Genomic DNA, 16590 nt, shown 5'->3' with positions numbered 1-16590 from the left:
AAAAAAAGTGCAATTGCTAGGAGCTGCGGATCTTTCGAGTTTGTTTTTGCAGCGAATTGTTGGTCATTACACACATATAAAACCGCGCGGCAGAGACTTTGAGGTGCTGTTATTCGACATAAAGAGTCGATAACGCAGTAAAAATGGCCAACACACGCAGCCAGCGTGGATTGGGCTAAAAACGCTTACTCTTTGTTGAATGAACCTTTGTTGAATGACGCTTTGCAAATAAAGCATTACTTAGATTACTAGGCAGTGCACCTAGTACCGCGATAAGAAGGCGTGTCACTCGAACAAAAGTCAAACAGCAAAAATCAACAGCCCGTTAGGAATGATGACTTACCATAATAAAAGTGACCAAACATAAAGACCAACCCAATGTGTTAATACGTCGTTAAAAATCTCAATGTATTTAATTCGCGATAAAAACCATTTATCTATAAATAATCAATCCATAAAAACAATATCCATAAATATCAGCAATTTAAAAAAATCAACAAAACAAACCTAATATTACAAACGGAATAATGCATAAATAAAACTAATCTAAAACATCATTTTTTCTTGTTTGAGTGCAAATAATAACCACCGTATAATTATTAAACAGTTAAGAACACGAATATCCTACTGCGTCGTAGTCTTAATCCCCCCCAGATCCCCAAAGAGATAGATATGACGCTATTATTTGAAAATATTGCCAATTTATATAAACGTGCCTTTTCAGACATGTTTACCGCCAAAGAAACTAAATAACCTGAGTTAGTAAGTTACGGTTTCGCGCGTTAGCGCAATTTAATACATAAAAAGCCCCGCAAGTGAACACTTGTGGGGCTTTTTGATCTCGTTATTGCCGATATAAAAAATGGCGACCCAATTGAGCCGCCATGTTGATTGACCTATCAGCTATAATCTTAGCCAATTTTTACCCGCGCATTACGGAACATGCGCATCCATGGGCTGTCTTCGCCCCAGTTGTCTGGATGCCATGAGTTGGCAACGGTTCTGAATACACGCTCAGGGTGCGGCATCATAATGGTCACGCGGCCATCGGTTGTACAAATACCAGTTAAACCATTTGGCGAGCCATTAGGATTAAGTGGATATTGCGTCGCAATTTGGCCGTGGCCATCTACATAACGTAGTGCAATGGTGCCTGAGGCTTCTGCTTTAGCTAATGCTTGTGCATTGGCAAATTCAGCTAAACCTTCACCGTGTGACACAGCGATAGGCATACGAGAACCCACCATTCCTTCGAAGAACACTGACGGAGTTTGCTGTACTTCAACCAAACTGAAACGCGCTTCAAAACGCTCCGAACGGTTACGCACAAAGTGCGGCCAATGCTCGCTACCTGGGATGATTTCTTTTAGGTTAGATAACATTTGACAACCGTTACACACACCTAACGCAATGCTCGAATCACGCTCAAAGAAACGGCTGAATTCATCACGTGCACGGTTGTTAAACAGAATGGACTTAGCCCAACCTTCACCGGCACCTAAAACGTCACCGTACGAGAACCCACCACAAGCCACTAAACCTTGGAATTCTTCTAGGCTAATACGGCCCGATAAAATATCAGACATATGCACATCGCGGCTTTCAAAACCTGCGCGGTCAAATGCGGCTGCCATTTCAATGTGCGAGTTAACACCTTGCTCACGTAAAATAGCCATTTTAGGCGCTGCGCCTTTTAAAATATAAGGTGCAGCAACATCTTCATTCGGGTTAAAACCTAATTTAACGGTTAAGCCGGGTGCATCAGCAATTTGCTTAAGCGCAAACTCTTCTGCAGCACATTCAGGGTTATCACGAAGTGCTTGCATGCGATAGGTGGTTTCTGACCATAACGTGCGTAGCGCAGTACGGCTATTTGTATAAATAACGCGCTCGCCATCGGTAATAGTGATTTGATCAACTGCTTGTAGGCCGCCGATCTGATGACACGTCACACCTTTAGCGATGAACTGTGCCGCAATGGCATCAGCCTGCTCGCTGCTAACTTGGATAACTGCACCTAATTCTTCGTTAAATAAACGCTCTATGTCTGTGCCTTTTAACGCGGCTAAATCAATTTGCAAACCCGTATTACCGGCAAATGCCATCTCAACTAAGGTTGTAAACAAACCACCGTCACTGCGATCGTGATAAGCAATTACCGACTGCTCAGCCACTAATTGCTGCATGACTTCAAAAAATCCTGCAAGGTTAGCCGTGTTATCCAGTGTTGGCGCAATATCACCAAGCTCACTGTAAACCTGTGCTAAACAAGACCCGCCTAAACGGTTTTGGCCATTGCTTAAATCCAGCATCAACAATGTGCTATCGCCTTTATCTGAGCGCAGCTCTGGCGTAATCGTTTTACGAATATCTTGTACCACACCAAATGCGGTGATGATTAACGACATTGGCGATGTAACGGTTTTCTTAACGCCGTTGTCTTCCCATGCGGTTTTCATCGACATCGAGTCTTTACCCACAGGAATAGTAATGCCTAGTGCTGGGCATAAGTCTTCGCCGATGGCTTTAACCGCTTCATATAAACCAGCATCTTCACCTGGGTGACCTGCTGGTGACATCCAGTTAGCCGATATTTTAATGCGTTTGAACGAGCCAATATCAGCACCAGCAATGTTCATAATCGATTCAGCAACCGCCATACGGGCAGAGGCATCAAAGTCTAACAATGCTAACGGTGTGCGCTCACCCATCGACATGGCTTCGCCAGTGTAGCTGTCATAGCTTGATGCAGTGACAGCGCAATCTGCAACCGGTACCTGCCAAGGGCCAACCATTTGGTCACGATTCACTAAACCAGTCACCGAGCGATCGCCAATGGTGATTAAGAAGGTTTTGTCGGCAACAGTGGGTAAAGTCAAAATACGTTTGACCGCTTCGTTTAAGTCAATTTTAGACTGGTCTAACGCTGGCGATACCGCTTTAGCCGATACCACATCACGGCTCATTTTCGGTGCTTTGCCTAATAATACTTCAAGCGGTAAATCGATTGGTTTGTTATTAAAATGGCTGTCGGCAAGGGTTAAATGCATTTCTTCAGTCGCTTCACCGACTACCGCAAATGGAGCACGTTCGCGGGCACAAATATCGGCAAACTGTTGTAGGTTTTCAGGTGCTACTGATAATACATAACGCTCTTGTGACTCGTTACACCAAATCTCAAGCGGGCTCATGCCAGGCTCGTCTGATGGCACGTTACGTAAATTAAACACCCCACCACGATTACCATCATTCACTAATTCAGGGAATGCATTTGATAAACCACCTGCGCCCACATCATGAATAAACTGAATAGGGTTCGCGCTGCCAAGTTGCCAGCAACGGTCGATGACTTCTTGACAGCGACGTTCCATTTCAGGGTTTTCACGTTGCACAGAAGCAAAATCTAAATCTTCACTTGATTGGCCAGATGCCATTGAAGAGGCCGCGCCGCCACCTAAACCAATGTTCATTGCCGGGCCACCTAATACAATCAGCTTAGCGCCAACGGTGATTTCGCCCTTTTGCACGTGCTCTTCACGGATATTACCTAAACCACCGGCAATCATGATCGGCTTGTGATATCCACGCACTTCAACGCCATTATGGCTCGATACTTCTTGCTCGTAAGTTCGAAAATACCCAGTCAAGGCCGGACGACCAAACTCGTTGTTAAATGCCGCGCCGCCTAATGGGCCTTCGAGCATGATTTCTAACGGGGTAACGATACGATCAGGTTTACCGTATTGACCTTCCCAGGGTTGTACAAAGCCAGGGATCTTAAGGTTAGATACCGTAAAGCCATTTAAACCTGCTTTAGGTTTAGAACCACGACCGGTTGCACCCTCATCACGAATTTCACCACCAGAGCCGGTAGCAGCACCAGGGTATGGGCTAATCGCGGTTGGGTGATTGTGAGTTTCAACCTTCATCAATACATGCATAGGTTCAGTGTGGTAGTTATACACACCGTCTGGATCGGGGAAGAAACGCCCTGCAACTGAGCCTGTCATTACCGCAGCGTTATCTTTATAAGCCGATAACACATAGTCAGGTGTTACTTCAAAGGTGTTCTTAATCATTTTGAACAAAGATTTAGGCTGTGCTTCGCCGTCAATTGTCCAATCTGCATTAAAAATTTTATGACGACAATGTTCTGAGTTAGCCTGAGCAAACATCATAAGTTCAATGTCGTTTGGATTACGTTTTAAGCGGACAAAGTTTTCAACTAAATAGTCAATTTCATCATCGGCTAATGCTAAACCTAACTTAACGTTGGCAACTTCTAGAGCGCGACGACCTTCAGCCAAAATATTGATGCTGTTAAACTTGGCAGGTTCTGTACGGGCAAACAGTACGCTTGCGTCAGCAAACGTTGGCAATATCACTTCAACCATGCGGTCGTGCAGTAAACCTTGCAATTGCTTTTGCTGCTGAGCCGTTAATGTGGCTGATTCAACATAGTAAGCAATACCACGCTCTAGACGTTTGACTTTATCTAGGCCGCAATTATGAGCAATATCAGTCGCTTTAGATGACCAAGGAGAAATAGTACCTGGACGCGGGGTAACAAACAGTAACGCCCCTTTAGGAGCATGCGATTCAATCGCAGGACCATAGGTAAGAATCGTTTCTAGCTGTAGACGTTCATTATCATCAAGAGATTCAGTCAAATCAGCTAAATGCACATATTCGGCATAAATTTGCGACACAGGAAGCGATGCGTTTTCGCAAGCCTCCATGAGTTTTTGAACTCTAAATGCAGATAGTGCAGGGGCTCCGCGAATGATTTCCATCACGTCTATTCACCTTATAATTTATATAGGAGGGTCAGAATTGGCGCTATTATAGGGAATTGCACAATACAAATCACGTTCAAGCACAGGTGAAAACAGTGTTTCCTGATAGGGAAAATATCCCGCGGGAATAATGCTACAGTGGATAACAGGCTCACTTTACAATCGAGCACAAACCCGCCAGCTTTAGCTGCTTTTTTATACAAGCCTAGGCGTTTAGGAAAACTCCTGATAAAGTATGCGAAAAAAAACACCAACTCCCTACATATTTAAAGGCTATTCGACAGGTATTACACTCGTTTTTCTCGTATTACTCTCGTGAACATTAACGATACAACTTAAGATAACCAGTTAATAAATATGATCAAAACCTTATTTATCATTTTTCTTTTAGGCATATTGAGCGCTTGCCAACCAGTTGATATTCAACAGGTAGATATTGCTGCGCCCGCCCCTAAACGCACTGTCCTCAAGGTGGGTACACTTTATGGACCTCAGATTTACCTTAATTCAGAGTTAGGCGAAACCGGCTTTGATTTCGAAATGGCACAACGTTTTGCTGATTATTTATCCGTGCCGTTAGAGATGATCCCCTATACAGACAGGAAAGCTTTATTTAAAGCATTAAAAAATAACGAAATCGACATTATTGCTGCGGGTATTGCGAAAACCCCTAATCGCAGCAAACAATTTAAACTTGGGCCGACCTTATATAAAGTCAACCAGGTACTGGTATATAAAGAAGGCACGCCAGAACCCAAAGACATTGGCACCCTGTCTGGCGAAATAACCGTAATGGCAAACTCATCGTCGGTTAATACCTTAACTCAACTGCAAAAAGACCACCCAGAACTCATGTGGAACCAAGTTGACGACAAGGATAACGAAGAATTATTCGCACTGGTTGCCAAAGGTAAATTGAACTACACAATATCAGACTCAAACAGCCTGTTAATTAACCAACGTTTTTTACCTGAGTTACGAGCAGGAATGATTTTAGAAGAAAAAATTGAGGTTGTTTGGCTGTTACCGCCCAAAGACAGCGACCGTTTAATGAGTCAGCTTTTAGCCTTTTGGCATAAAGAGAAACGTGCCGGCACCCTTGAGCATTTAAACGAAAAATATTTTGGCCATGTGAAACGTTTTGATTATGTTGACACTCGTGCCTTTATCCGCGCTATTGACAATATTTTGCCTGAATACCGCAGCATGTTTGAAGAGTACGCAGGTGATTTAGATTGGCGTAAGCTCGCTGCCGCCAGCTATCAGGAGTCGCATTGGAACCCTAAAGCACGCTCCCCCACTGGCGTACGTGGCATGATGATGCTAACTCAACCTACAGCTACCTATGTGGGTGTCGATAATCGTTTAGACGCAGAGCAAAGTATTCGCGGTGGAGCATTTTACCTCAAAGACATGATGGATCGCTTATCAGAATCGATTCCAGAATCGCAACGAATTTGGTTTGCTTTAGCCGCTTATAATATTGGTTTAGGCCATGTGGAAGATGCGCGCAAATTAACAGAGTCAATGGGAATGAACCCTAGCGCCTGGCGTGATGTAAAAAAGGTATTGCCCCTGTTACAGCAGTCTAAATATTACAAACAAACCCGCTATGGCTATGCCCGTGGTAGTGAAGCGGTACACTATGTTGATAGCATACGCCGATATTACGACACCTTAGTTTGGGTTGATAATCAAACTAAACAAATGGACGTGATTGACGAAAGTGATAGCATGGAGATCATCGCCGAAGAGGTTAACATTAATACCAATGTATCGGCTCAGAAACCCTAACTGCATAAGCGGAAAATAAAAATGATGACCCATTAACAGTTATCTCTTGTTATTGTGTCATCATGTAAAATGAGATATCAGCTTACATTCAATACAACCAAGAATGATTTAAAGGATACCGGTATGAGAAGAAGAGCAATAAGCAACACTATGTCACGTCGTCGCGTCATGCTAAAAGTACAAAAAAGCCGCATTTTAAATCGTCAACGTGCCCATTTTTTATTGGTTCAAACTGAGAGCTAATTTAAGTTTACTCACTTTGGGTTCACGCTAACGGCTAATCCTAAAAAGCCTTTAATCAGTTTGCTGTTTAGCTAACTGTTTAAGGGCTTTTTTTTCGGCTCGTCTGCGCTTAAAAAACGCACTGAGCTGCCCTGCACACTCGTCAGCTAACACTCCTGAAGTAACGCTAAGCTGATGGTTAAATACAGGGTGTTGTAATAAATTAATCACGCTACCTGCAGCACCAGTTTTTAAATCATCGGCACCATAAACCACTCGCTCAATTCGGCTATGCACCATAGCACCGGCACACATTGCGCAAGGCTCAAGAGTGACATACAAGGTTGTCCCTAACATGCGATAGTTTTCGAGTACCTTACCCGCCTGGCGGATACACTCCATTTCAGCGTGGGCGGTTGGGTCGTGGTTTAAGATACTTAAATTAAAGCCACTGGCAATCATCACCTCATCTTTAACTAATACCGCGCCAACGGGCACCTCACCTTTTAACTCAGCTTGTTGTGCCAATTGCATTGCTAGGCGCATCCATTGTTGATCAATGGCGAGTTGAGCACTGTCGACAACATCAGAGGAAGTATTAGGTGCTAATTCAGTTAAACAATCAGCCTTTGGAATATCAGTCATGCAATTAGCCTAAATAACCAGTCTACGCGGCTATTCTAACAAATAAAAAAGACGACGAGGCGTCTTTTTTATAGAACCAGAAGATTAATCCGCTTGGATTATTCCCACTCGATCGTCGCCGGTGGCTTACCCGAAATATCGTACACCACACGAGAAATACCATCGACTTCATTAATGATGCGATTCGATACACGCCCCAAAAAGTCGTAGGGTAAATGAGCCCAATGCGCGGTCATAAAGTCGATAGTTTCTACCGCACGTAGCGACACAACCCAATCATATTTACGGCCATCACCCATTACGCCCACAGAGCGAACCGGTAAAAACACGGTAAATGCCTGGCTGACTTTGTTATATAAGTCAGCTTTGTGCAATTCTTCAATGAAGATAGCATCAGCGCGGCGTAATAAATCACAGTATTCTTTTTTCACTTCACCAAGCACACGCACACCAAGACCAGGCCCTGGGAACGGGTGGCGATAAAGCATGTTGTAAGGTAGGCCTAGCTCTAAACCAATCTTACGCACTTCATCTTTAAATAACTCGCGTAGCGGCTCAACTAAACCAAGCGCCATATCGTCAGGTAAACCACCTACGTTATGGTGCGATTTAATCACATGCGCTTTACCGGTAGCACTGCCTGCCGATTCAATCACATCAGGGTAAATGGTACCTTGAGCTAACCATTTTGCATTAACGCATTTTTTTGATTCTTCGTCGAAAATCTCAACAAACACGCGGCCAATAATTTTACGTTTGGCTTCTGGATCGGCAACGCCAGCCATTGCATCGAGGAAACGGTTTTCAGCATCAACATGAACTATGTTTAGTCCAAAATGATTACCAAACATTTCTAATACTTGCTCGGCTTCGTTTAAACGCAATAAACCGTTGTCAACAAACACGCAGGTTAACTTGTCGCCAATGGCACGGTGTAAAAGCATAGCCACAACCGATGAATCAACACCACCAGAAAGACCAAGGATCACTTCATCGTCGCCAATTTGTTGCTTTAAACGTTCAATGGCATCTTCAATAATAGATGAAGGTTTCCAGTTAGCTTCACAGCCACAAATGTCTAGCGCAAAATGCTCAAGCATGCGTTGACCTTGACGAGTGTGGGTCACTTCTGGGTGAAATTGTACGCCGTAAAAACGTTTTTCTTCATTCGCCATTGCAGCAAAAGGACAGGTTGCCGTTTTAGCAACAGCCACAAAGCCTTCTGGGATCACCGATACTTTATCGCCATGGCTCATCCATACATCAAGTAATGGCTTGCCTTCTGCGCTTACGGCATCTTCTATGCTTTTGAATAGTGCAGAAGTGGTTTGCAGTTCAATTTGAGCATAGCCAAATTCGCCCTCGCCCACGCCTTGAATCACTTTTCCGCCAAGCTGTTCTGACATGGTTTGCATACCATAACAAATGCCTAAAACAGGCACGCCTGCAGTAAACACGTATTCTGGTGCACGAGGTGAGTTATCAGCGGTTACGCTTTCAGGGCCACCGGCTAAAATGATGCCATTAGGAGCAAATTCACGAATTTGAGCTTCGCTCACATCCCAGGCCCATAACTCACAATACACGCCAATCTCGCGAATACGACGGGCAATAAGTTGAGTGTACTGAGAACCAAAATCGAGGATCAAAATCTTATGATCATGAATATTAATCATGGGTAACCTTTACAAATTGATTAAATGCCATGGCCAATACATTGGCCATCATGCGTGTAACAAAAGGGCGACAAACGTCGCCCTTGAGGTAATTATGAACGATAGTTAGGTGCTTCTTTGGTAATGGTCACGTCATGAACGTGTGACTCGCCCATGCCAGCTGAAGTCACTCTAACAAACTGTGCTTTTTCATTTAAATCTTTAATGGTGGCACAACCTGTTAATCCCATACATGAACGTAAACCGCCCATGTGCTGATGAATGATTTCTTTTAACTTACCTTTGTAAGGTACGCGACCTTCAACACCTTCAGGCACTAACTTGTCAGCGGCGTTATCACTTTGGAAGTAACGGTCTGATGAACCTTGAGCCTGGCCCATTGCGCCAAGAGACCCCATACCACGGTATGATTTATACGCACGGCCTTGGTAAAGTTCTGTCTCGCCTGGGGCTTCTTCAGTACCGGCAAACATAGAGCCCGCCATAATACATGATGCACCTGCAGCTAATGCTTTAGCTAAGTCACCAGAAAAACGAATACCACCATCGGCAATGACAGGGATACCTAACGCAAGCACGGCTTCTGCTGCATCTGACACCGCAGTAATTTGCGGCACACCAACACCAGTTACAATACGAGTGGTACAAATTGAACCAGGGCCAATACCCACTTTAACCGCGTTAACACCCGCTTCGACTAACGCAAGTGCACCAGAAGCGGTAGCAACGTTACCACCCACAATTTGTAAGTCAGGGTATTTAGCACGAGTATCACGAATGCGTTGTAACACGCCTTCAGAATGACCATGTGATGAGTCAATTAATAATACGTCTACACCGGCTTTAACAAGGGCATCAACACGCTCTTCGTTACCAGGACCGGCACCAACTGCTGCACCAACACGTAAACGACCTAACTCGTCTTTACAGGCATTAGGTTTACGCTCAGCTTTTTCGAAATCTTTTACAGTGACAAGGCCTTTAAGTTTAAAGTTATTGTCAACCACTAAGACTTTTTCAATGCGATGAGAATGCATTAACTTTTGCACTTCATCTAACTTGGTGCCTTCAGTTACTGTCACGAGACGATCTTTTGGGGTCATCATGTCGGCAACGGTTTTGCTCCAGTCTGTTACAAAGCGTACGTCACGGCCGGTAATAATACCCACAAGTTCGTGTGCATCATTCACCACAGGGTAACCAGCAAAGCCATTTCGCTCAGTGAGTAAACGCAGGTCGGTTAAACTTGTTGCAGGAGTGACTGTAACAGGGTCTTGTACTATCCCCGCTTCATAGCTTTTAACTTTGCGAACTTCTTCGGCTTGTTGCTCAATACTCATGTTTTTATGAATAAAACCTAAACCACCTTCTTGCGCCATTGCAATAGCAAGACGTGACTCGGTGACGGTATCCATCGCGGCAGATACCAGCGGAATATTCAATTCAATCTTGGTGGTTAAACGTGTTTTGAGAACAGCGGTATTAGGGAGTACGGTCGAGTGGGCAGGAACCAACAACACATCATCAAAGGTTAGTGCATCTTTCAGTAAACGTAGCATGGCAACATCTCCCTAGTAAGTAGGATTTGAGGTGAAATATTGCGGCGAGATTATACCTTGCATATTACGGTTGGTAAATGGAAAATAGATTTTTATTACCTTTAGAATGAGAACATTCATGAGTGCCACAAAAAACAATGTTTACACTGTTTCGCAATTAAACGGCGAAGTCAGGCATATTCTTGAAGGTCAAATAGGTAAAATTTGGTTAAATGGTGAAATATCAAACTTTTCTTCGCCCAGCTCAGGCCATTGGTACCTCACCTTAAAAGACAGTCACTCGCAAATTCGTTGCGCCATGTTTAAAGGCCGTAATCAATCTGTACGCTTTAAACCCGTTAATGGCCAGCAAGTGTTAGTTAAAGGTGCCATCAGTGTTTACGAGCCTCGCGGCGACTATCAGCTGCTATTAGAGTCTATGTTGCCTGCTGGTGACGGACTATTAGCGCAAGAATTTGAAGCATTAAAGTTAAAATTGGCCGCAGAGGGTCTATTTGCCACAGAAACAAAGCGCGCACTGCCAAATAATATTCAACGTATTGGAGTGATAACCTCAGCCACTGGTGCAGCGCTTCGAGACATTTTGCACGTATTAGCAAGACGCGACCCATCAATTGAAGTCATTGTTTATCCAACCCAAGTACAGGGCGCAGCGGCGAGCCAGTTAATTTGTCAGGCTATCGCCACCGCAAATCAGCGGCTTGAAGTGGATGTACTACTGCTCACTCGTGGTGGCGGTTCATTAGAAGACTTATGGTGTTTTAATAATGAGCATTTAGCCCATGCCATTTACAATAGTGCCTTGCCGGTGGTGAGCGCGGTTGGCCATGAAATAGACACTACCATCAGCGACTATGTTGCAGACGTGCGCGCCCCGACTCCTTCCGCTGGTGCAGAACTCTTGTCTAAAGACAAAGGCAACAAAGCCGAAAAGCTCATATTATTGCGAGCCCGCTTACAACAAAGCATGAAGCATTATCAGTTACAACAAAGTGGGCGTTTAAATCAATTAGTCCATCAGCTGCAACGCCATGAGCCTCAACGTAAACTGCAACAATTTGAACAACGTTTTGATGAAATGCAAATGCGTTTAGAACATGCCTTACAGCATAAGCTCAGTCGCTTAACTATGCGCCACCAGCAACTGCATAACCGTCTGCAACAACGCTCTCCGGCCAGCACATTAAATCTGGAAAAACAGCGCTTGCAGTACTTAACTGAACGATTTAACGACGCTAGCAGCGACTACTTTAAGCAAGCAGCATTACGGGTAACTCAAGCCGCTCATATGCTTGATACCGTCAGCCCACTTGCCACATTAAGCCGCGGCTATTCCATTACAAGTTTCAATAATCAGGTTATCGATAAAGCAGAACAACTAAATAAAGGTGATGTGATCTATACTCGCTTAAAACACGGTGAAATCACCTCGACCGTGACGAAAATATCAGGCCCGAATACCTAAAAGCCAAAAAGCCATCTTGCGATGGCTTTTTGTTTAATCAATCTCTAATCGAATCAATACACGATTATCATTATCGAGGCTGAAACGATTGTCACTGGGTTACTTACCCAAGGGAGTTAATACTATCTCAACACGGCGGTTTTGAGCTCGGCCCTCAGCACTATTATTGCTCGCTATCGGATTGGCTTCGCCCATGCCCGTTGACGACACGCGAGAACCATTTACATTTTGGCTAGTGATATACTGCGCCACTTCACTGGCACGCACTTGCGATAAACGTAAATTGTATGAGTCTGAACCTGAGCTGTCGGTATAACCAATCACGTTTAAGCGTGTATCGCTGTATTCTTTAGCAACCAAAACTACACTGTTTAATACCGATTTAGCGCGCTCGCTTAGTACAGTTTGATCAACTGCAAATGTCACTTCGTTTGGCATATTAAGAATAATATTGTCACCACTTCGCGTAACACTCACCCCGGTAGACTGTAGCTGCTTGCGTAATTTGGCTTCTTGCACATCCATATAATAACCAATACCACCACCTACGGCAGCGCCAGATGCAGCACCAATTAATGCGCCTTTACCGCGATCTTTTTTACTTGAAGAAGCCACTCCTATTGCTGCACCACCAATGGCACCAATTATGGCGCCGTTTGTGGCTTTAGCATTTTCAGACTCGCCTGTGTAAGGATTAGGTAATTGACAACCAGACAACAACAGTGCCGAGGCGATTAAAGAGCTGCATAACAAGGATGCATTAACGTTCACTAACATACATTCTCCTAATTACTTATTTAATAAGTAAAAAACAAAGGAAGCTTAAAAACGCAATTCTACCCTATGAAAAGGCAAACATTTCGTTATTTTTTGTTCATCAAACTACGACGTATCCAGGCAAAAGTGCCCAATAAACTTAAGCTTAACCAACCTAATGCACCACCGTGAGCCTCTTCTACGTAAACTTCTTCTACATATACAGCGTCACGATCGCTACTTTCAAGTGGCAAGGCATACAAGCTATCTAGCTCATCACTACTAATGGTCGCAACTGGGTCGGCATAACCTAACTCGTATAAATCAATAAGCACATCATAATGGTCGGTTTGATATCCGGTAGCTAATGTGGTGAGCACTTCATAATCATCAAAGCTAGAATCGGCATTCAGTGTAAATACATCTGTCGAGTAATAATGGATCCAGGGTCCACCGTTTTGGCTTAAATATAACTCTGCAAACACATCCGCTTGAACATCGCCACCACTACTATTGATGTCAGCGTCAAAGGTCACGCTAAAGGTTTGATAAAAACCGTCGTAATCGTAATCTTCAAACAAACGCGTTTGAGCGTCATAAAATGAAAAGTCATAATAAATCACTTGGTTTTGTTGTGCTAAAGCGCGTTGTTGCTTACTGGCTTGTGTCGCAGCCGCTTTTTGATGTAATGCCATGCGTTGCTCACGGGTCACCTTGGTGCTGCTATCTGCCTGGCCCGTAAGTAACTGAGCTTGCTGATGTAACTCAACAACTCGGGTTTGCACGTCATTGTCACTACTGACAGGCTGCGTTAACAGCCTTGACTGACTAATCGCTCCTCCAACCTGACTTGCAGACACTTCGGCACTACTTACACTCATTGAGCTCAATCCCAAAGCACAGGTAACACATACTCTTAACCCTAGTTTAACGGGATTAAATGAGGGTTTAATATCGCTGGTGTTATTTGAATATTGATTCATGGTGATTCCTTACAACCTAAATGTTGCAATCATTAAAACCCACTCAAAATGAACACAAGCTGAACATGAACAAACAGTTAATATCTCGCGCTATCTTATCGACATCCCCTTATTGTCATTCAGTTAATGTTCATCTGTGTCTGGGTATACTGAACTAGGTAAATTTGCACCCACTCGCAGCGCAATTTATTAAGTAGATGTTTCTATATATAAAAGGATCTTTTACACTGGTCGCAATGAGGTAAATAGGATTAACACTATGCAGCGTATGCTCAAGCTCAACGCCATTCTTTTAGGCTTAATGTTAGTGATTTCATCACACAGTGTTGCTGGCACTTCGCTTGTGGCAACCTCAAGTATAGTGGCACCTTTTCAGCTTGTTCCTGGCCCAAAAGACAATCGCCAAAGTAAAAATTTAGTGGTTTCCAGCGCCCAGCAAGCTATACAAATTGCCAAACGCAGTTATTCGGGCAAGGTATTAAAAGTCCAGTCGAGTAGCGTCAATGGCAATCCGGGATATCGAGTTAAATTACTCACCAATGATGGCGTCATTTTTTATGTTTCTGTTGACGCAACTAACGGCTCTGTATCAAGGAACTAGCACATGAGATTATTACTGGTTGAAGATGACTTAGCCCTGCAAGAAAACGTTAAACAGCATCTTATTAATGCGCAATACACGGTCGATGTCGCGTCTAATGGCGAAGAGGGATTGTTTCAAGCCCAAGAGTATCAATACGATGTGGCCATCATTGACGTAGGCTTGCCAAAGTTGGATGGCTTGTCGCTAATTAGCCAACTGCGCGAACAAGATATTAGCTACCCCATTATCATTTTAACCGCTCGAGACAGCTGGCAAGATAAAGTCATTGGCCTTGATGCCGGTGCAGATGATTACCTAAGTAAACCGTTTCAGTTAGAAGAATTAGTTGCGCGCATTAATGCACTTATCCGCCGCTCAGCAGGTAAAGCAAGCCCTGTGATTCAAAATGGTCCTTTTAGCATTAATACCCGCAGCCTCGAAATTAAAATACATCAGCAAGTCATTAATTTAAGCGGTTCGGAATACAAACTCTTTGAATACCTTATGCTCCACCCAGGGTCTGTGCATTCTAAGAGCAGCCTTATTGAACATATATACGATCAAGACTTTGACCTAGATTCAAACGTGATTGAAGTGTTTATTCGCCGCTTACGTAAAAAGCTCGACCCAGACAATCAATATCAACTGATAGAAACCTTACGTGGCCAAGGTTATCGTTTACGCCAGTTAGGACAAAATGAATAAGTTACTTGGTTCTCTCAAGGTACGCATCGTCGTTAGTGCATTACTGCTTATTTTAGTGTTGTTACCTATCATTGGCATCACAGTTAACAACGCTTTTGAAACCCAAATTAATGTCGCGGCCAAAAATCAACTAAAAGCCTATGTGTATTCTGTTTTAGCCATGGCTGAAGTTGAAGAGGGTGAACTGCAAATGCCAGAACACCTGCTCGAAAATCAATTTAATGTCATTGGATCTGGGCTTTATGCGTTAATCACCACCAAAGATAATCAGCTACTTTGGACCTCCAACTCCTTTTTGGGCTTAAATATGCCAATGGATTTGCCCAAACCGGCCACTGGACGCAACAGCTACGGCAACATTTTAATTAATGACAATCCACAATTAATTTATAGCTACAGTGTTAGTTTTGCCACCAGCGAACGCCCGTTTACCATGACACTGCACATCATTAAAAATCAGCATGAATACCAACAACAAATCACACAATTTTCCAATACATTATGGACCTGGTTACTCATCTTAATGGCACTGTTATTAAGCGTACAGTTAAGTTGGTTATTATGGACGCTAAAACCTTTAGGTAAATTCAGTCAAGAACTCAGCGCCGTAGAGCAAGGTAAGTCAATGCAACTCAGTACCGACTACCCCATTGAGTTACAAAACGTGGCCAAACAGCTCAACACGCTACTGCAAACTGAACAAAACCAGCGCAAACGCTACCGCAATGCCCTCGCCGATTTAGCCCACAGCCTCAAAACACCTTTGGCGGTGATGCAAACCCAGGCAAATTTAAATGACACGTCAATAGAACAAATTAATCGCATTAACCACATTGTGGCTTATCAATTAAAGCGTGCTCAAAGTGCTGCAGGCACTGGTTGGCATTTAGGGGTCAGTGTCGATGACATCGCTTCGCGCTTAGTGAGAACCTTAGGCAAAATATACCAACAACAACATCTTAATATTGACTATCAAGGTGATGTTAATGCCCGCTTTAAAGGCGATGAATCAGATTTAACCGAAATGCTCGGTAACGTTTTAGACAACGCATGTAAAGCAGCAAACAATCACATCCTCATTCGGGTTAAGCAATTACCAAGCAGCTTACAAATAAGTGTTGAAGACGACGGTAAAGGAGTACCAAAAGACAAACAGCAACAGATTTTTGAACGCGGTATGCGGGCCGATACTTACGAGCAGGGCCACGGTATAGGATTAGCCATTGTGCGAGATTTAGTCGACAGCTACCATGGCACCTTAACGGTGCAGAGCTCTGACACTTTAGGCGGTGCCAAATTTGAGTTTGAGTTTACTCATTAACCTCAATTCTGAACTTATTGTCGATTCACCTATTTTATAACCCACTAAAATAATCGCTAAAAACATTCACTCATTAATATCGCTT

The 16590-nt window shown here is 43.6% G+C and carries 11 protein-coding genes; 5 read left to right on the top strand and 6 right to left on the bottom strand.

Annotation, left to right across the window (positions count from 1 at the left end):
* Positions 1–911: 911 nt before the first annotated feature.
* The gene (purL, locus tag K8B83_RS08925) at positions 912–4793 is read right to left on the bottom strand and encodes a phosphoribosylformylglycinamidine synthase (RefSeq protein ID WP_188737381.1); all 3882 of its coding nucleotides are present in this window, start codon (positions 4791–4793) and stop codon (positions 912–914) included.
* Positions 4794–5153: 360 nt separating this feature from the next.
* Between purL and mltF the strand changes: the two genes are divergently transcribed.
* Complete coding sequence (gene mltF, locus K8B83_RS08920; RefSeq protein WP_188737276.1) at positions 5154–6590, top strand: membrane-bound lytic murein transglycosylase MltF; 1437 nt, start codon at positions 5154–5156, stop codon at positions 6588–6590.
* Positions 6591–6884: 294 nt separating this feature from the next.
* On the opposite strand, the gene tadA is transcribed toward mltF, so the two are convergent.
* The 3 genes from tadA to guaB all read right to left on the bottom strand — a co-directional run bounded on the left by tadA (position 6885) and on the right by guaB (position 10692).
* A complete protein-coding gene (tadA, locus tag K8B83_RS08915) occupies positions 6885–7457 on the bottom strand; it encodes a tRNA adenosine(34) deaminase TadA (protein ID WP_188737279.1) in 573 nt (190 codons plus the stop codon).
* 98 nt (positions 7458–7555) lie between these two features.
* On the bottom strand, positions 7556–9133 hold the full coding sequence (gene guaA, locus K8B83_RS08910; RefSeq protein ID WP_188737281.1) for a glutamine-hydrolyzing GMP synthase: 1578 nt from the start codon (positions 9131–9133) through the stop codon (positions 7556–7558).
* A 92-nt stretch (positions 9134–9225) separates the two neighbouring features.
* A complete protein-coding gene (gene guaB, locus K8B83_RS08905; RefSeq protein ID WP_188737283.1) occupies positions 9226–10692 on the bottom strand; it encodes an IMP dehydrogenase in 1467 nt (488 codons plus the stop codon).
* A 118-nt stretch (positions 10693–10810) separates the two neighbouring features.
* Here guaB and xseA point away from each other — a divergent pair, with 118 nt between their 5' ends.
* Positions 10811–12157 carry an exodeoxyribonuclease VII large subunit gene (xseA, locus tag K8B83_RS08900; RefSeq protein WP_188737285.1) on the top strand — a complete coding sequence of 449 codons (1347 nt, stop codon included), beginning with the start codon at positions 10811–10813 and terminating at the stop codon, positions 12155–12157.
* Positions 12158–12256: 99 nt separating this feature from the next.
* Here the strand turns inward: xseA and K8B83_RS08895 are convergent, their stop codons facing one another.
* Positions 12257–12934: an OmpA family protein gene (locus K8B83_RS08895; RefSeq protein ID WP_188737287.1), complete on the bottom strand. Its 678-nt coding sequence runs from the start codon at positions 12932–12934 to the stop codon at positions 12257–12259.
* Between the two features lie 86 nt (positions 12935–13020).
* Positions 13021–13896, bottom strand: a complete 876-nt coding sequence (locus K8B83_RS08890; RefSeq protein ID WP_188737289.1) for a choice-of-anchor H family protein — start codon at positions 13894–13896, stop codon at positions 13021–13023.
* Positions 13897–14155: 259 nt separating this feature from the next.
* On the opposite strand from K8B83_RS08890, the gene K8B83_RS08885 reads away from it, so the two are divergent.
* From K8B83_RS08885 to K8B83_RS08875, 3 genes are read left to right on the top strand one after another with little or no spacing between them, the layout of a single operon-like run.
* Positions 14156–14497 carry a PepSY domain-containing protein gene (locus K8B83_RS08885; protein WP_188737292.1) on the top strand — a complete coding sequence of 114 codons (342 nt, stop codon included), beginning with the start codon at positions 14156–14158 and terminating at the stop codon, positions 14495–14497.
* 3 nt (positions 14498–14500) lie between these two features.
* Positions 14501–15184, top strand: a complete 684-nt coding sequence (locus K8B83_RS08880) for a response regulator transcription factor (protein WP_188737294.1) — start codon at positions 14501–14503, stop codon at positions 15182–15184.
* Positions 15177–16505 carry an ATP-binding protein gene (locus K8B83_RS08875; RefSeq protein WP_188737296.1) on the top strand — a complete coding sequence of 443 codons (1329 nt, stop codon included), beginning with the start codon at positions 15177–15179 and terminating at the stop codon, positions 16503–16505. The genes K8B83_RS08880 and K8B83_RS08875 overlap by 8 nt, the downstream gene beginning before the upstream one ends.
* Positions 16506–16590: the final 85 nt, after the last annotated feature.

The sequence above is a fragment of the Shewanella inventionis genome, from assembly GCF_019931735.1.
Classification (GTDB): domain Bacteria; phylum Pseudomonadota; class Gammaproteobacteria; order Enterobacterales; family Shewanellaceae; genus Shewanella; species Shewanella inventionis.
This window is presented reverse-complemented; position numbering and strand designations above follow the sequence as displayed.